Raw genomic sequence first — 17,446 nt, forward strand, 5'->3', positions numbered from 1 at the left:
CCAGCTATGAAGGAAACCAAGTTCTTTCGCCTTTGCCTTGAGAGTTTCACCCGCAGCAGTGCAAAAAAAAGTCGGCAGGAGTTGATAGCGTGCGCTCGTAAATTAGGAGCGGGCGACAACGAGCGGGCGAGAGAGCTGTTCCTGAGTGCAGAGGGCTGGCTGCGTTCTGGTATAGCCAGCCCCATAGCTTCGCTGACGTCAACACGGCAAGCCGCGTTTATGGTCTGGCTCACAAAAATTCTTTACAGTAAACGACCTCTCCAGCGCGCCGACTTCCTGTACGAATGGGCAACGTACTGCTTGGGAATGGTTGAGAATCCCCACTATGCAAAACGCGCGTTGCAGCGCGCGCTCTCTATACTCCGACGCGAGTGCCGTGACTGGACTCGATTGGTAAATATCTTATCTCAGCTAGCGTTAGCTCTCGATGAAACCGGAAGACGCCGTCGTGCGACCCAGATACTAGAGATAGCCTGCCGCCTATGCGATGGTCATCAAGTAGAGCCAATCGCCAATGACACATGCTTGCGCCTCTCCGCAGCAGCCCATGCATGGCAAGGTGATTTGGATACAGCTCTGAAGCGCATGGATCAAGCTAGCGCAATAAACGCAACTGTCAATGGAGCCTCCCCGCTACAATCTGCCATCGCTTGGACGATCTCAATTTGCCGGTATGGGTTTCCACTGGAAGGCCCTCCTTACACACTTCGGGCAGCCTTTGCAATCGCATCCATGGACATGGCGGATAAACAGAGCCCCGCCGATCGGTGGCTCGAAGTTGATGGACTAATGCACGCGCTTAACAGAACTCCGCACTCACTACTTGCTATCTTGTCCACACATACAACTGTATGGCTTGCCACCGAGGCAACCGAGTACGTTCCGACTGCCGGCGATCTCGCAACACTATTTAATAATTACGGCAATGCTCTTGCAGGGGGTAACTTAAGCGAGCGAGCACTCGCTGCTTTTGGAAGGGTACTTCGTTGTGCGGAGGAGAATACTGACCCTTTCCAGCAAGCTGATGCGGACTACCAATGCATTCATGCTTACAGTGGGATCGGCTTTGTTCACTTCAATTTAGGTATGAGGACGATCGCCCACGCCGAAAAACAGGCATCACTCCATCAAGCTGCATACTGGTTTGCCAAAGCTGCGCAACAATGTAAGCAGGTCGGGTCAAGAGCGTGGTTCGAAGGAAGAGGCTGGGCGTGTGCGGGGCTGGTGGAGTCATACTTAGAGCATACTGAGCAAGCTTGGTTTTATTTCGCTTGGGCGCTACTAGCCGGATTATCAAACTGGGGCCGCACCAGCGATCAGGCGACGTTGGAAGGCTTTTTAAATCCTGACTCCTTCATTCGGTTAAAGATGGTTGAGGGTTTTGAACGACTCAATGCTCGCCATGCTGCTGTGCTGTTCGGCAAGGCAGCTGTTCACGCTGTATACAGGGAAGCTTATCCTAGCGAGACACTCGAATCGATCGGGGCAGCTTTGTACCTAAGATCACGATCAGACGCCCATCGCAAACTAGCTCAAAGCCTAACCATTGCCGGCAGATACAACGAAGCGGAGCAGGCGTTTGCATTGCTCAAAGATGACGCATGGGGCGTATATACGCGACGCGACAGTGTCCCAGTCGAGATTGAAGCTGCCATAGCCCTCAACCAGGCTGAAGCTGCGGGGTTACACGAGTCGGGCATACTGTCGTTTTTGACCTCGATTCCAATGAACGAAAGCTTAAGCGACGCGACGATCGAGCGCATGGGCGACTTGCTGGCTGGCCTTGATCACGCAATTGAAGCTCAAATCAATCGCCGTAAGATGTTGCAGCGCCAAGCTCAAGGCAATTTATCTCCAGACGTGCTAGCTCCTGGGGATGCTCGGATCCGATACCTTGTGTCACCTACATACATGACGGTCACGGTGCAAGTAGGGGCCTCGATTTCAACCTATCAAACCGACGCAACGTTCGAAGAAATTTCTTTGATCTCCTTTGCGTTGCGTCAATCGCACTCTGCGAGCCAACGCGACTTTTTGGAGCTTGCCTCTGCACTGTACGGCGCATTAATTAAGCCCGTGGCTGATGCGTTGCAAGGTGTTACTCATTTATGGATCGAGACAGACAGCCCACTGGATGGAGTTCCATTCGCGGCGTTGTTCGATGGTGAAAGATATCTTTTTGAGCGCTACTCAATCGCTTACTTCAATGCTGCCGGTAGCTTAATTCCTGCAAGTACAGCACATAATAGTTCATCTGTGACTATTTTTGCCTGCTCTGAGTTAGCTGATGGCCGGTTGCCTGGGGCGGCTCTAGAGCGTGAGTTTATCCAAGGTGCGCTGGAATCCAAAATACCACCTGTGGTCTGTGAAGCTTACAGCCATGACGAATGTTCGATTGATCGTATGCTAGTTAAGCTTACGCTCGATGGACAAAATAACTGTGCCATCCATCTTGCGACGCACGCTGTATTCAATGCGACCAGTGACTCGCTGTCGATGCTAGCTCTTGCCGACGGCAATTTGAGCATGAACCGGCTGCGTAAAGCTACTGAGGCTGAACAGTCGGATTTGGGGCTGTTTGTACTATCAGCCTGCGGAACAGCACGTCAGGATTTGGACGTGGAAGGATTCTCGCTTACGCTGCTGCGTGGAGGTGTTCGAAGCGTGGTGTCCAGTCTCTGGGAAACCTTGGATGTCAGCGCACCAAGCTTTTTCAGGAAATTTTATGAAACATGTCAAGCGTTTGAATCTCCACGCACCATCGCTGTCGCGTTACGTGAAGCTCAGATTAGCCTTAATGAATACTATCGCGATCAAGCGATCAATACAGGGGTGAGCCAAGCAGCGCACTGGGCGCCGTACGTTGTTATGACAGGTCGAATTGGTTGACGAATAGCCTGCTGGCATTGAATCTATCCAAGCTCTCAATCCGGAACATCATGCTGGCGTGTTGCCGCTGATGCGAATTTGACCCACATAACGGTACACAGCTGACCCACAGTAACCTTCTCAAAATCCACCTCTGATGGGGCTCGGAGAACGAGCGCTTGGGTCAGTGAATAGTCAGCCGTTGGGTCAATTTTGCTCCGGCAGTAACACCGTAAGCACAGTAGGTCGCGTGAGATGCCCCCCGGGGTTTCGGCTTCACAAGCTGGGTTCCTCGATGGAAATTCAACAGCCAGGGCTACCGAGGCGCAGCGCGGGGTGACATCAGATTTCCTTTTGTCGCACCCGCTCCATGGTGCGTCCATGCTGCCCACCACATCTAGTCGGCAGCATGGATGGATAGACTGACCAGCTAGCCCAACTGGCTGACTAATTGATCCAGGCGCTCGCGTATGAGGTTAGTTACGCTTGAAGTATCAATCCCTTGACCCTGATCGAAGCTATTCACTTCCAAGGCTCGCAAGTCGAAATAGGAGTATGTATATTCGGCCTTGGGATGGTCCGATTTTGTGTATTTAACGTAGACTTGATCATCTTCCTCATAGCTTATTTTTTTGATGAACTGACTGTATTTGTCAAAATTTGGATGGATGAACCGATATTGATCGCTTGAGCCGTGATTAGTGAGAATGGTGTCGCGACTTATGAGAAATCCCACGTCATCCTTTTTGAATTGCATGTTGCACCGCTTGCAGGCAACAGAAAGGTTGGAAATAACGTAGGTCAGGTCGCGGTACTTATCCTTGGGGACGATATGTTCACGATCAACGATGAAACTGCCTCCGCCGTGAAGATTCATACGACAGTAGCAGCACTTAGAACTCTGTCTTTTTAGGTGGAAGCTACGAACTCTATCCTTCAAGGCGACCAAGACAGCCCTTACACCCTTGAGGTCGTCATGCTCATGCTTCCAGGGCTTACTGGTGGTCAATGCAAATTCGACGGCTTCTTCCTCTTCTGCTGTAAAAACGAAATCAGTCAGTGGCGGCTGCAAGGGGTCAGACATTTTGAGCTTCCTGATGAATTTCGATAGCCAGTTTCTTCGCAGCCTCTAAGACCTTTCCTTGGCGCTCGTCATAGGACGCGCGCTCCATACTTTCCAATGCTTGTGTAACTTCATAAAAGGTGCGCTTTTTATTGTCTAGATCTTCCAGGAGATCGACGACATGGTCGCTAACATATCTGCTTTCAGGTGTAATCGTTTCGAATTGCTCCCAGAGGCTTTCTTCTACGCTCGGAACTGGATGATCACCCAAGGTCGAAAATCCGGTTTCCGCATAATGGAAGCTAATCCTGTCTTCGCTATTCCTTATACCTGAGACGATAAGTGGGGAGTGGGTGGCAATGTGGACTTCGACATCATACCGTCCAATCAGATCACCTAATTTGTTTACATAGTCCTTTTGCCACTGGGGGTGGAGGCTATTTTCTGGTTCATCGATCAAAATCAAGCTGCCGTCTCGCACATTGGTGAGAATAAAAATCTGCGAGGCGATCATCGCTAGCTCCCCTGAACTCGCTTGGTCGATCCTTAGAAATCCATTTCCATGCTCATGTTGGATATATACTTCTACGCTTTTTAAAAGCTTTAGTTTCTTTAGGTAACGTTCACCTTCCAGTATCGCTAAAAGCATTTCCTGAACTCTCGGCTCCATATAACTCTGGGCAAGATTGATTTCAAAAACTAGGTGCCCATTGCCTATCGATTCTGAAATCGACTCCATGACATTGGGGTTTATGTCAAAGTCTATTCTTCCCCCAATGCCTATACGGTTAAGCTCTGCGAGCTTTTCTTCGGCGTCTTTGTGTAGCACCCCTATGAATGTTACTCTCGGATTGTAATTGCAGTATTCAAGGACCTTTGCGATCGCGTTTAATCTGTATGTGCCTTCGCGGGCCAGCTCTATGAAAGCGGATTTAATAATGTTCGATGGCGTGTTTCTAGGGTTGCGTGCAGAAAACTTTTTTACACTAGGTCGCAATCTGTATCTGTCGTGCACAGTATTGCAGATAACCAATGTATCTCTTCGTGAAAATTGAGCGATCTCTTGGAGGTGACGGCTTTTGCCTGACCCATTTTTCCCGACTACAAAATTAATATGCATGCGATCCCGTCAGGCCGTAAACGACCTTTGTCGATGGTTGTGTTGTGGCAGATTTTAGACGCTGTGAAGATGTAGCAGGCAGCAGCCGGCAAGCTTTTGTGGAGTGGTTTTTTTTGCTTCCACTTATAAGAAATTGAAATCGCTGAAAGTGCACCTATTGGCATAGATATATCTTCTTCCATGATGTAGGCCACAATGTCCGGTCACCGCTCCCCGTGTGGCGATGCAGTCCTAAGCTTAAGCGCTGGGGTGCTTCGGAAGGAAGAGAGTTTAGGCTGTAATAGGTCTGTTTTCCCGCGCTCCGGAGAAATCTAGTTGATCTCATGCCCCCAATATCCCAACATCGGTGTATCGCTGGGCTAGAAGGCGCCTCGACGAGCGCTGCTCTACTCGCGTTACAATTGTGACTGACCTCGGCAGGTCTCCGACTGATCGATGAGATTGAGTTCGAGCAAAAGCTGCGTCGTTGTTCTCCGAGTACAATTTTTCGCTCCGTGATTTGACCAGTCTGCTGGATCCGCAATCGATACGCCAGGTGCCTACGCTAAGGACATTGATCTGGTTCGTTAACTTGCTTTCTGTGAACCGCCTGCGTTTGCAGCCCGCGGAAGCAAACAGACAAGGAGCGGCACATTGTCAGCTGAAAACCAACTAACAGAACCTGAAAACCAAAACGACTCAATCAAGCCAAAAAAGGCGTTCGTGCTCACCGATGAGATGCGCCGGCGGATAGCGGAATCGGAAAAAGAGCACCGTCGTTACAAGCGTCGGGAGAGGCGGTTTGAGTTCAGCCGTATTTCCTGGTTTTGGGATGAATTCCCGAATGAGGAGCTCTACAGGCCTCCCTTGGCTGAGCGACGCAACACGCGCCAGGAAATGGCATATCACCGGTTTCGACAAATGATGAGTTGGTCGTTCTGGTCGCGGATGAAGTCAGGCGCCGGTATCAAGCTCGCAGCGGTGGGGGGGTTGGTCGCCGCATTCATTCAGGCAGCTCCGCCATTGAAGGGCGCAGAAGCCGCGGTCGGGCCTTTGAGCTGGTTGCTGGTGGGCGGGGGCTTTTACTTGTTAGCGGTGATCTGGTTCGAGTGGAAGTGTCCGGTTCTGCTAAAGCGCACGCTTGCTGGGAAGGAGGAATACCTTGGCATCGAGGGGCGGCGCTGGCTACTCGCTCTTGTTGAAGATGAGCTGCGACGCTGGTGGAGCGTTAAACCTTATGACTTGGATGTAGGCGGAATTAAACCAGAGTCCTATAAACACCGACTTGCGCTTGACATCACTCGGCATGGTGAAATTCCAGCCTACGGCGGCTTTTGTGAATTCGCATCCGCACGGATCGAGTATGCACTTCATGAATACGCCAAACTGACATCGACAGCGATCTGGCGAGAAAAATTCAAGCCGAACGAATTCCAAAAGTTCATGCCGGTACATAGAATGTGCCCACGTAATATACCTCTGCGTAACCTCCACTTGAGCGTCATGAATGAGAGGGAGGCGGAAATGGCTAAGGTGGGCAAGGAGGGCGACTTGGTGGTGCGCTGGTTCGACAACTCACTGGATTTTCAATCGCGGTTACCAACCCCTCGAAATTTGGTGGTGTCGGCGTACGCGGAAGGTTTCATCTACCTGTTCCGCACCGACGCTTCTGCGCTGACATTCACTCGTATTGTGGCCCAGTGGCAAAACACGATGCTCCCGTTATGCCGGCTCACTCTCATTGGCCTGTTCCTGGCCAGTGGCGGTTGCTTCTTGTGGTTTGTCTTCCTACAGCTGAAGATTCTCCTGCCGAATCTGCTTTGAGTTGCTGTCTGGCGAAGTCTCGGCGGCAGGCAGTGAGCCTACCGCATCAAACTCTCAAGCAAGAGCCTAATTCAGGCTTGAGGGGAGGTTGGAGTGGGCGGTTTGGCCGGCTCCGCCTCACCAGCCCGAGTCTGTCCACTCCGGGTTCGAACGATCTGTAGTTGCGTATCTGTCAGGCTGCGGTAACGAGTGCGATCGGGACGAGCATTGATGATATGGCTCTCAAAGCGCCGCTCAATGACGTCGGCAACATCGGCAAATACGACGTTGATGTCAGCCTGTGTGGCTGAACTCTGACGGGCGCGCGGGATGTAACGGGTGACGCACCAAGACAGGTATTTCTTCAGCAGGCGCAGGTACTGGTCACGTGTTCGTGAACTGATCTGCTGAAAAAGTACAGTGCCAGCTTTGCCGATTCGGGCGGTCAGATTATCGGCATGACGGCCACTTTGGAGCCAAATAGCGTAACCGTCCAGCAAAGCCAGAATCGCCTCAAAGTGGCAGGCCAAGATGGCCTCATCGATATCCAGATCTCGGCTTTTGGCATAGGCGTAGAAAGCCTGGATCGCGCGCAGGTGCGCCGCAGCCGTGTTGTAAGCCCGGTGCCTGAGTTTGAGTTGGACGTAGATGAACGGAATGAGTATGGGCAACGGCGTCGCATCACCAGCTTGTACAAGCAGCGGTAGTCGTTGACCTGAAGAGAACCTGCACTGGATCAGTTTCATCGACAGCTACCTCATTCAAGGACTCGCCATGAACACGAAACACATGGCCCGTTGAGAGAGTAGACGTCAAATACGGATTGGTCGAATCAGTGACTTACGTGGCTTATGAACATTTCTAACATAGCCTTTCGTTTAACATAATATACATTATGCGAACCTTAATATACGGAGCTGGGGGGCTCTGGTGGTCAGATTTGAAGCCTGGCTCAACCCTCGATCACCGTCTCCAGCTCGTACAGGCTTCGCTTGGCGATGCTTTCTCCGCATGCTTGAATGCCGGCCTTTAGCAACGCTGTTGCTTCCACTCGGCGCCGGAGAAACGGAATGTGGCTTTGTACAGACTGGAAAATTGATTGGAACGCAATCAGCGCCGTGGCTACTGCCGCAGCCGCACTCATCGCATTATCCGTTTGGCTTTACGACAAGCATCAACGGAGGCTCGAACGCAAGGCCAGTGCTAGGCTTCTAGCTCAGATCATGACGACACTTGTTGGAGCTGCACATGTCCAGATTTCTAAATTCAAAAGCGATCTTTTTCCAACTGGCAGTGATCCCCTGATCGGCAGTTTGCTGCAGGACAAAAATGCGCGAAAGCAGCTGGTCGAAAAGGCATCAGCAATTACGATTGAGCTTCCATCCCAGTTTTTGGACAAAGCTGATTTCTTCAGTGAGGCTGTCAGCAGCACCCTGGCAAACGCATTTTCTGAAGTAAATCGCTTAAAACAGTTCGTCGGCTTATTCGGTGACCTGGCAGATAAAGAGCGGCAAGATGTGATTGACCTTCACTTAATGACGGTTCTCAACCAAATAAAAACGGCTGAGGCGGCTGCTGAAGCTGCCTTTAGGGCTCTTTTAATGGTTGGACGAACCAGCCGGTAATCTTGCCTCCCCTCCCCCTAATATGCATATTAATTATAACTAAACTAAATGACTATTTAGTTGAGTTAAGTCACAAAGCGAACCAAATACTCTTCAGTAGCCACTGCCTGCCGTCGCCGCTCCCCCCACAATCGCAATCCCCGAACTGCTACCCAACCGAGTCGCCCCCGCCTCAATCATCTTCACAGCCGTCGGATAATCACGCACCCCACCGGATGCTTTTACCCCAATACCGGCGCCCACGGTCTTGCGCATCAGGGCTACGTCTTCAACGGTAGCGCCGCTGCGGCTGAACCCGGTGGATGTCTTGACGAATGCCACGCCCAGGTCGCGACAGATCTCGCATGCCTGAACCTTCTGTGCGTCATTGAGCAGGCAGGTTTCCAGGATGACCTTCAACGGCACGGCCGCGCAGGCCTTGTGCACCTGTGCAATATCGTCGCGCACGGCGTCCAGCAAGCCGTCCTTCAGCCAGCCGATATTGAGCACCATGTCGATCTCCCCTGCCCCGGCCGCAATGGCTCGTTCGGCTTCGAAGGCTTTGGTGTCACTCAGGCCGGCGCCCAGGGGGAAGCCCACCACCGCGCAGATCACCACGCTTTTATCGGTCAGGCACGAAGCCACGTAGGGCACCTGCCCGGAATTGACGCATACCGAATAAAAGCCATGTTCCCGCGCTTCGTCGCACAGGGTCTTGATCTGATCAACGGAGGCGTCGGGAGCCAGCAATGTGTGATCGATGTACTTGGCCAATGCGGCGGGTGGAAGACTGTTCATTTAATGGCCCCTTGCCTGTATGTTTCCAATAAGTGTGAAGCGCTGTCACAGTGCTCACATAATCCGTTACAATAGTAACATTTAATGTTGCTTATTTAACATCATCAATCAAGCCCTGGAATACGCGTGGACAGTAGAAAAGCCGAGCGACTCAAGCTTATCCAGCAAGCCCTGCAGGACCAGAACGCCATTCACCTGCGGGAAATGGCGGCCCTGCTGGACGTTTCCGAGATGACCCTGCGCCGCGATCTCGCTCACTTCACCGAGCACCTGCGCCTGCTGGGCGGCTATATCACCCGGGTCGGCAATGAGGTCGGCGATTACCGCGTGGCCGATCAAGACACTCGCCACGTCGAGGAAAAACGCCGCATCGGCAAGCTCGCCGCCCAACTGATCCAGCCTGGCGACACGGTGTTTTTCGACTGCGGCACCACCTCGCCGTTTGTGATTGATTTCATTCCCGATCAGTTGGAATTCACTGCGGTGTGCAGTTCGCTGAACGTGCTGCTCAAGCTGCAGAACAAGCCCAATTGCCATATCGTCTTGTGCGGCGGCACCTTTCACCGCAAGAACCAGGTTTTCGAAAGCAGTGCCGAAAGCAGCATTCTCGACAGCGTGCGCCTGACGTGGGCCTTCGTGACCGCCGCCGGCGTCAGCCAGGCATTCGGCGTGACCTGCTTCAACTTCAATGAGGTCGAGGTCAAGCAAAAGGTCATACGCCAAGCCCAGCAACGGGTGCTGCTTGCCGACTTCAGCAAGTTCGACACGGTGCGCACCGCTCACTTCGCCACCCTGGAAGACTTTCAGTACGTGGTCAGCGACAAGAAAATTCCACGCAGCTACAAAGAATCCATCCTCGCCAGCGGTGCGCAATTGCTGGTTTAACCCAGCACCGTTTGCCGCTCCTGCGCACTCAGGTAGCCGGTGGTCAGGCTGAACGAAGCGCTGGCGCCGGCGGCCAGTACCCGCACGTTACCCTTGGCTTTTTCGGCGTTATACCCCTCGGGTTCGCAGGTGGACGGCAGCACGAACGCCGCCACCTGCTGATCCGGCGTGTAGAGAATCCAGCGCACGGCATGCTCGAACTGCTCGGGGCGGTAACGGGTGTAAAACGCCGCACCGTCGGGATGATCCAGCAGAAAATGCGCCTGGCCTGCGGCGTCCGTGCCCACGCCGTCGAAGAAAAACACGACTTCCGGGTCGTACAGCGACGGCTGATCGAGACTGGCCAATTGCGCCGGATGCTCGACCAACTGCGCCATGTAGGCGCTCCAGGCCGGTGTCGGTTTGACGTGGTCCGGCACGCTGGTGCGCAGGCGTTGGCGTTGCATGCCCAACGGCTCGACGAACCGCGCACCCGCCACATAGGCGTAGTTCATATGGGCCATGTACATCAGGTCCATGGGTTTGCCGGCCAGGTTGGTCACCGCCATGCCGATATCGAACAGGGCCGAATCGGCGCGCAGGGTCACGCTGGGGCATGCGCGATAGCGATCGCCAAAGCCTTTGGCATATTCGTACGAACCGTTCAGGCTCACGCAGTTTTCACCCAGTTCCAGCCAGGCCGTGCCCATCGGCGCGCAGGGCATCTCGCCGTGCAGCGCGTGGGTGTCCTGCGGCGCCGGGCAGCCGTTGCGCAGCAGGCCGCTGTGAAACATGAAACAGCCGTAGGTATCGATGATCGTCGGGCTGGGCCGGGGTTGCTCGAACAGGTTGCGCATGGTCAGGTCGCAATCGTCGAAGACGGCGGACCAGATCATCTGCCCCTGATAAGGCAACAGCACCAGACGACCACGGCTGTTTTCCAGGCTCAGGGCCTGCACGCCGGACGGATAGGTCCAGGCACTGACCTTGAAGGCCTGCGATTGCAGGATAATTTTCTCCTGCTCGCCGAACAGCGCGGGGTACAGCGGGATACGGGTACTCATGAAGCCACCGCCCCGGCTGCCGTCAACGGCTCGCGGCCTGGCTGGCGCATGCACTTGAGTGCGTAGATAACGATCACGATAAAGCACAGCAACGGCACGCTGTAGGCCAGTTGCATATTGCCGCCGCTGGCGTCGGACAGCAGGCCCTGGAAGATCGGGATGACGCCGCCGCCGACGATGCTCATCACCAGCAGTGAGCCGCCAACGCCGGTGTCTTCACCCAGGCCGTCGATGGTCAGGCCATAAATGGTCGGCCAGCAAGGACCGAGGAAAATACTCACGCCGACCGCTGCATACACTGCCGAGATATTCGGCACCAGAATGGTGTAGGCCAGCAGCACGATGCACAGCACACCGTAGATCGCCAGGACCTTGGCCGGGTGCAGGCGTCGCATCAACAGGTTGGCGATCATCTTGCCGACAAAGTAGGCGGCAAAGGTGGTCATCAAAAACCATGAAGCGCTGCGCTCATTCATGCCGCCCATTTGCATGGCCAGGCGAATGGTGAAACTCCACACGCCGACCTGGGCACCCACATACAGAAACTGCGCCAGTACGCCAAAGGTAAAGCGCGGGTTACGCCACAGGCGACCGAGGCTTTGACGCACGCTGCTACCCGCCTTGCTGCCGGCAGGTTTATTACCCTTGCAGGCGGGGAAACGGGTGATGGCGACCAGAATAAACATCAGCACCAGCACGGCAATCATCCACTTGTAGGGCAATAAGGTGGACTGAATCATCTGCAACTGCTGCACCGCCGCCTCGGTGGCGCTCATCTGCGTCAGCTGTTCGGTGGTGGCGTCAGTGGACTTGAACATCACAAAGCTGCCGACATACACCCCGGCCATTGCGCCGAATGGGTGGAAGGTCTGCGAGATGTTCAGGCGCCGCGTGCCGGTTTCCCGTGGGCCCATCAGCGTCGAGTAGGTGTTGCAGGCGGTTTCCAGAAACGACAGGCCCGCAGCGATCACGAACAGCGCCAGCAGGAACATGCCGTACTTGGCGGTGGACGCCGCCGGAAAAAACAGCAGGCAGCCGAGCATGTACAACAACAGCCCGATCAGAATCGTGCTCTTGTAGCTGAAGCGCCGCACCACCATCGCGGCCGGAATGGCCACGAAAAAGTAGCCCAGGTAAAACGCCGACTGGACGAACGCGGTCTGGAAATCACTGAGCAAAAACGCTTTCTTGAAGTGCGCGATCAGCACGTCGTTCATGCTCGCCGCAGCGGCCCACAGTGCAAAGATGCTGCACAGCAGGATAAAGGCGAACCAGGGCGTGCGGTTCAGGTAGAAACCGTCGGGTGTCTGTTGCAGCGCAGGTTTGTTCATTATTGTTCTCCGGGCTGGGTTGAAGGTGTTACGGCTGTTGCTGGAAGCGCGCGAACGCTTCGCCGTCGGGATAGGAAGACTGCGTGCCCAGCGCCATGACCGAGCATGCCGAGTACGCCACCGCCTGCTCCATGGCCTGCTGAATATTGCCGTCGCGGTTCCAGTGGTGAATGAAGCAACCAATAAAGGCATCACCGGCGCCCGTGGTGTCGCGGGCCGCAACCTGGCGGCCCGGCACGCGGAACTCGCCCTCCTCGCCCACGTACAGCGCACCCTGTTCGCCCAGCGTGACGATGACGTGGCGAATGCCGCTGGCAACCAGGGTGCGTGCAGCGGTTTGAGCGGCGGCCGGTGAGTCCACCACCTGCCCGGTGATCAGCGCCAACTCCGATTCGTTGGGGATCAGAAAATCCAGTTGCGCGAGATGCTCAGGGCTCAAGCTCGCCAGGGCCGGCGCCGGATTGAGCAGCACTGCAATACCGTGCCGGCGTGCGAATTCGATGGCGTAGTACACCGTCTCCAGTCGGATCTCCAGTTGCAGCACGATCAGCGTGCACTCACGCAGCTCGGCCGCCGCCGCATCAATGTCCGCCGGCGCCAGATGCGCGTTGGCGCCCTTGACGATAAGAATGCTGTTGTGGGAATCGGCGCGCACAAAAATCGGTGCTACACCACTGGAGACGCCAGCCACCCGCTGCACATAACGGGTGTCGATACCAAAGCGCTGAAAATTGGCCAGGGTGTTGTCGGCAAACATGTCGTCGCCAACCTTACTCACCATCAGCACCCGCGACCCGAGCTTGGCAGCCGCCACCGCCTGGTTGGCGCCCTTGCCACCACAACCCAGGGCAAAGTCCGGCGCTTCCAGGGTTTCGCCCTGGGCCGGCATGCGGTCGATGTAGGTAATCAAATCCACCATGTTGCTGCCGATGACTGCGATCTTGCTCATTGCTATTCCACCTTGTTGCGGCACGGCCAGGCAGGTCATGTCGCTCTTGTTTTGTTATTTAAATAACATATGGTGTGAATATTCAATCTTTTTTTGCGGTGTAGCATCGAGTCCAGGCAAAAAAAACCGGCCCATGGTGGGCCGGCGCGTTGCGTAGCGAGCGTTACAAGCTGAAGCGATCCACCGATTGCGACAACTTGCCGGCCAGCCCGGACAAATGGTCGGTAGTGGACGCGGTTTCGCCGATCACCCGGCTGTTGTTTTGCGACATGCCGGCGATCATCTCGACCTGATGGGAAATTTCATTGCTGGCCAGGCTCTGCTCGCCGATGGTGCGCGAAATGTCGTTGACCAGCTCGGTGGTGCTGAGGGTGGCCTGCAGGATTTCGCGGATGGACCGTTCGACCTCGGCGGTCACGGCCATGCCTTTGTCCACCTGGGCGACGCCCTCCTCCATGCTGGTCACCGCCTCGCGCGTACTCTGCTGGATGCGTCCTACCATGCTGGCAATTTCCTGGGTCGAGGCGCTGGTGCGGCCTGCGAGGCTGCGCACTTCATCGGCCACCACCGCAAAACCACGACCCTGTTCACCGGCGCGAGCGGCCTCGATCGCGGCATTCAGGGCCAGCAGGTTGGTCTGGTCGGCGATGCCCTTGATCACCTGGATAATGCTGTAGATCGCCTCGGACTCTTTGTCGAGGGTACGGATGACCTGGGCCGATTGCTGCGCCGAGCGGGCGATGCCGTCCATGTCGCTGACCACCTGGTGAATCACTCGACCACCGTCCTTGGCCAGGGCTTCGGCCTGGTTGGCCATGTCCAGGGCGCGCCCGGCATGCCGGGTGATTTCCTCGATGCTGGCGGTCATTTCGCTGGCAGCGGCCGCCATGGTGCTGGCCGCGCCGCTTTGCTGCTGGCTGCTGTTGGCGACCTCGTGGCAACCGTGGCTCAGCTGCTCGCTCATGTGGTTGACCTCATGGGCGTTGCTGCGCACTACCTCGATCATGCCGCGCAAGTCGCGCTGCATGGTCGCCAGGCTACTGATCAGCATGCCCGCTTCGTCCTTGCGCCGAGGCTCGGTGATCGGCTCGCTCAAATTGCCCCTGGCAATGCTCGCGGCAATGCGGCTCGCGGTCTGCAGCGGCCCCATGATGCTGAGGATGACCCAGCGGCCCTGCGTCAGCAGCAGCAACAGGCTGACGATCAACACCACGCCCAGGGTCAGGTTGGCATTGCTGAGGGTTTGCCGGGTGCTTGCGCCGCTCTGTTCGGTGTTGCCTTCGATCACCTCGCTCAAGGCGGCCATCTGTTCTTCCAGGTGACTGAACGCACTGTTGAACGTATCCAGTTCGGCGCGGGCGGCTTCGGGGTTGTCCAACGCCAGGGCGACGATGCGCTCACCCGCGCTGATATAGGTGTCCAGGCTGGGCTTGAGCTTTTCCAGGTTGGTCTTGAGGGTGGCGTCCAGCGGCAGCTTGAGGTTATCGCCCAGCACCTGGCGGAAGTGCTCGGCATGTTCTCTCAGCGATTGGGTGACCTCGGCCTTGGTGCTGGTGCTCTTGCCCAGTCCCACCAGCATCGCCGACAGCACGTCGGCGCGCAGGGCATCGTGCATCATGTCCGCTTCCATGTGGTTGCGCAGCACCGTCATGCTCACCGCGTTATCGGCCACGGCTTCGCCCATGCGGGTGTTGCCCAGGTAACCGGCCAGGCTCATGACCAGCGCCGTGAGCAGTCCGGTCGCAATCAACAGCATCAAGCGTAGTCTGATCGTCATGCCTTATCCCCTGTATGGGCCGCCGATTGGCGGTCCTGCCGCTAGTAGCGTTATCGGCAGTGATCACAGGACTTTTAGGTAAATTTCAGCAGCGCGCCGCTAGGCGGGTATCAACCACTCGTCGGGCCTGCGCCGCATCCATCACAACTATCGCCGGAGCCAAAACTACTAATCCCATAGCACCCTTGGAAATCTATGGAGATTGTTATGACTGACTACCCACGCCCTCCCTTCGCCCCACAAGCCCAAGCCGTGCCAGGCACTCAAAAGAAGATGGATCCGTACCCTGACTGCGGCGAGCAGAGCTACAAAGGCTCCGGTCGGCTGGCCAACAAGATCGCGTTGATTACCGGCGCCGACAGCGGTATTGGTCGTGCCGTCGCCATTGCATTCGCCCGTGAAGGCACCGATGTGGCCATCGCCTACCTGGACGAACACGAAGACGCCCGGGAAACCGCACGCTGGGTTGAAGAAGCCGGCCGTCAGTGCCTGTTGCTGCCCGGTGACATCGCGCAGAAAGCCACCTGCCAGGCGCTGGTGGACAAGACCGTCGAGCAGTTCGGCCGCATTGATGTGCTGGTCAACAATGCCGCGTTCCAGATGAACCACGAAACCCTCGAAGAGATCGAGGATGAAGAATGGGTCAAGACCTTCGATATCAACATCACCGCGATGTTTCGCCTCTGCAAGGCCGCTTTACCGCATATGAAGGCTGGCAGCTCTATCATCAACACCAGCTCGGTCAACTCCGACATGCCCAAGCCAACCCTGCTGGCCTACGCCGCCACCAAGGGCGCCATCGCCAACTTCACCGGTGGCCTGGCGCAGTTGCTGGGCAGCAAGGGGATTCGCGTCAACAGCGTGGCCCCCGGTCCGATCTGGACGCCGCTGATCGTGGCCACCATGACCGATGCAGACGTGCAGAGCTTCGGCAGCGAAACCCCACTGGGCCGGCCGGGCCAACCAGTGGAAGTGGCGCCGATCTACGTGTTGCTCGCCTCGGATGAGGCCAGTTACATCTCCGGCTCGCGCTACGCGGTGACCGGTGGCAAGCCGATTCTCTAATACCCCACGCAAGTGTGTGGGGCTTTCTCCCGATAGCGGTGTATCAGCCAAAAAATGGTTGCCTGACACACTGCAATCGGGAGCAAGCCCCCTCCCACCTTTTGATGTTCATCAAACGCTGCTCTTCATCCAGGCGGGCGACCGCTACAGGTCGAACCTGTCCACCGCGCGTCGCCGCTCGTTATCCTCGCGCACGTCATAACTGGCGGTGGTCTGGATATTGGTGTGGTGCGCCAGCTTCTGCGCAATCGACAGGTCATGCTCCTCGATCACTCGGGTGATGAACGAGCGGCGAAAGTCGTGGGGCATGATCTTCACCCCCACCTGCTCCCCGCGCTGGCGGGCGATGTAATAGATCGCATGCTTGGTGATGCGCTCGCGGGTGATATGACTGCCCCGGCGTATACGGTTGAACAGGAAGCTGTCGTCCTGCTCGCCCTCCTTGAGCTGTTCGCGACGAAAATCCAGCCAGGCCGCAAGCTTGGCGAATGCCCAATCCGGCGCGTACTTGACCAGTTCCTTGTTGCCCTTGCCGATCACTCGCAGGCTGCGCTCCTGGAAATTGACCTGCGCCAGGTCCAGGTTCACCGATTCCGACTTGCGCATGCCCGAGCCATACAGAATGCCGATCACGGCCGCGTCGCGCAGGCCCTGGGGGCGTGGGTCGGCGGCGCACACGTCCATCATTTCGCGGATCAGCGTGCGCCGCAGGTTGCGGCCCTGGCTCAGGCGACTGCCCGCGGTGGCCTTGACCGTGCGCATTTTCAGCAGGTGCTCCTGGCTGATCAGGCTCATGCGCCATGCCTCGTTCATCACCCCGCGCACGGCATTCACATACAGCGATGAGGTATTGGGCGCATAGCCGTCTTCGCGCAGGGCGGCGACGAGGGCGATCACGTGTTCGGGTTGCAGATGGTGCCAGTCGATGTCTTCGAGGTTGATGTCGTCGAAGCCCAGGCGGTCGGCCGCGTCTTGCAGCACGTAGCGCATGGTCAGTTGGCTGGAGGGGGCCAGGCGGGTGAGATAGAGGGTCAGTGGGTTGCGGATAGACTCAGTCAAGGTAGATCAGCCTTTGGATTAAATACCTCGAGTAATCGATTGATTAATCGAGGTATTTATTGAATTGGCGAGGCCTGAGTCTAACGCAGGATCAGCCCTCGC

At 56.0% G+C, this 17,446-nt stretch carries 13 protein-coding genes and 2 pseudogenes; 5 read left to right on the forward strand and 10 right to left on the reverse strand.

Annotated features, from left to right (window positions below):
* Nucleotides 1–6 precede the first annotated feature (6 nt).
* Nucleotides 7–2,889, forward strand: coding sequence for a CHAT domain-containing protein (locus RHM60_RS02980; protein ID WP_322213554.1), 2,883 nt, complete (start codon nucleotides 7–9; stop codon nucleotides 2,887–2,889).
* 409 nt (nucleotides 2,890–3,298) lie between these two features.
* On the opposite strand, the gene RHM60_RS02985 is transcribed toward RHM60_RS02980, so the two are convergent.
* Complete coding sequence (locus tag RHM60_RS02985; protein ID WP_185817964.1) at nucleotides 3,299–3,952, reverse strand: HNH endonuclease; 654 nt, start codon at nucleotides 3,950–3,952, stop codon at nucleotides 3,299–3,301.
* On the reverse strand, nucleotides 3,945–5,051 hold the full coding sequence (locus RHM60_RS02990) for an AAA family ATPase (protein WP_322213555.1): 1,107 nt from the start codon (nucleotides 5,049–5,051) through the stop codon (nucleotides 3,945–3,947). The genes RHM60_RS02985 and RHM60_RS02990 overlap by 8 nt, the downstream gene beginning before the upstream one ends.
* Before the next feature lie 633 nt (nucleotides 5,052–5,684).
* On the opposite strand from RHM60_RS02990, the gene RHM60_RS02995 reads away from it, so the two are divergent.
* Nucleotides 5,685–6,854, forward strand: a complete 1,170-nt coding sequence (locus RHM60_RS02995; protein WP_322213556.1) for a hypothetical protein — start codon at nucleotides 5,685–5,687, stop codon at nucleotides 6,852–6,854.
* A 143-nt stretch (nucleotides 6,855–6,997) separates the two neighbouring features.
* On the opposite strand, the pseudogene RHM60_RS03000 reads toward RHM60_RS02995, so the two are convergent.
* Nucleotides 6,998–7,579 (reverse strand): annotated as a pseudogene (locus RHM60_RS03000) (site-specific integrase); the annotation flags it as partial.
* Nucleotides 7,580–7,903: 324 nt separating this feature from the next.
* Between RHM60_RS03000 and RHM60_RS03005 the strand changes: the two are divergent.
* On the forward strand, nucleotides 7,904–8,458 hold the full coding sequence (locus tag RHM60_RS03005) for a hypothetical protein (protein ID WP_322213557.1): 555 nt from the start codon (nucleotides 7,904–7,906) through the stop codon (nucleotides 8,456–8,458).
* A 93-nt stretch (nucleotides 8,459–8,551) separates the two neighbouring features.
* On the opposite strand, the gene deoC is transcribed toward RHM60_RS03005, so the two are convergent.
* Entirely contained in the window at nucleotides 8,552–9,235 is a 684-nt protein-coding gene (gene deoC, locus RHM60_RS03010; RefSeq protein ID WP_209981949.1) for a deoxyribose-phosphate aldolase, read from the reverse strand.
* A 126-nt stretch (nucleotides 9,236–9,361) separates the two neighbouring features.
* On the opposite strand from deoC, the gene deoR reads away from it, so the two are divergent.
* Nucleotides 9,362–10,120 (forward strand): DNA-binding transcriptional repressor DeoR, encoded by a 759-nt coding sequence (gene deoR, locus RHM60_RS03015; protein ID WP_231421272.1) that lies wholly within the window; start codon nucleotides 9,362–9,364, stop codon nucleotides 10,118–10,120.
* On the opposite strand, the gene RHM60_RS03020 is transcribed toward deoR, so the two are convergent.
* The 5 genes and pseudogenes from RHM60_RS03020 to RHM60_RS25620 form a co-directional block, all read right to left on the reverse strand.
* Nucleotides 10,117–11,163, reverse strand: a complete 1,047-nt coding sequence (locus RHM60_RS03020; protein ID WP_322213559.1) for an aldose 1-epimerase family protein — start codon at nucleotides 11,161–11,163, stop codon at nucleotides 10,117–10,119. The two genes, deoR and RHM60_RS03020, sit on opposite strands and share 4 nt — an antisense overlap.
* Nucleotides 11,160–12,494, reverse strand: coding sequence for an L-fucose:H+ symporter permease (gene fucP / locus RHM60_RS03025; RefSeq protein ID WP_209981954.1), 1,335 nt, complete (start codon nucleotides 12,492–12,494; stop codon nucleotides 11,160–11,162). The genes RHM60_RS03020 and fucP overlap by 4 nt, the downstream gene beginning before the upstream one ends.
* A 28-nt stretch (nucleotides 12,495–12,522) precedes the next feature.
* A complete protein-coding gene (gene rbsK / locus RHM60_RS03030; protein WP_209981956.1) occupies nucleotides 12,523–13,443 on the reverse strand; it encodes a ribokinase in 921 nt (306 codons plus the stop codon).
* Between the two features lie 163 nt (nucleotides 13,444–13,606).
* Nucleotides 13,607–14,494 carry a methyl-accepting chemotaxis protein gene (locus RHM60_RS25615; RefSeq protein ID WP_416195176.1) on the reverse strand — a complete coding sequence of 296 codons (888 nt, stop codon included), beginning with the start codon at nucleotides 14,492–14,494 and terminating at the stop codon, nucleotides 13,607–13,609.
* An 18-nt stretch (nucleotides 14,495–14,512) separates the two neighbouring features.
* Nucleotides 14,513–15,220, reverse strand: a pseudogene (locus tag RHM60_RS25620) (MCP four helix bundle domain-containing protein); the annotation flags it as partial.
* 207 nt (nucleotides 15,221–15,427) lie between these two features.
* On the opposite strand from RHM60_RS25620, the gene RHM60_RS03040 reads away from it, so the two are divergent.
* The gene (locus RHM60_RS03040; RefSeq protein WP_322213562.1) at nucleotides 15,428–16,285 is read left to right on the forward strand and encodes an SDR family oxidoreductase; all 858 of its coding nucleotides are present in this window, start codon (nucleotides 15,428–15,430) and stop codon (nucleotides 16,283–16,285) included.
* Between the two features lie 144 nt (nucleotides 16,286–16,429).
* On the opposite strand, the gene RHM60_RS03045 is transcribed toward RHM60_RS03040, so the two are convergent.
* Nucleotides 16,430–17,344, reverse strand: coding sequence for a site-specific integrase (locus RHM60_RS03045; RefSeq protein ID WP_209981962.1), 915 nt, complete (start codon nucleotides 17,342–17,344; stop codon nucleotides 16,430–16,432).
* Nucleotides 17,345–17,446 lie beyond the last annotated feature (102 nt).

It is taken from the genome of Pseudomonas sp. MH9.3, from assembly GCF_034354675.1.
Classification (GTDB): domain Bacteria; phylum Pseudomonadota; class Gammaproteobacteria; order Pseudomonadales; family Pseudomonadaceae; genus Aquipseudomonas.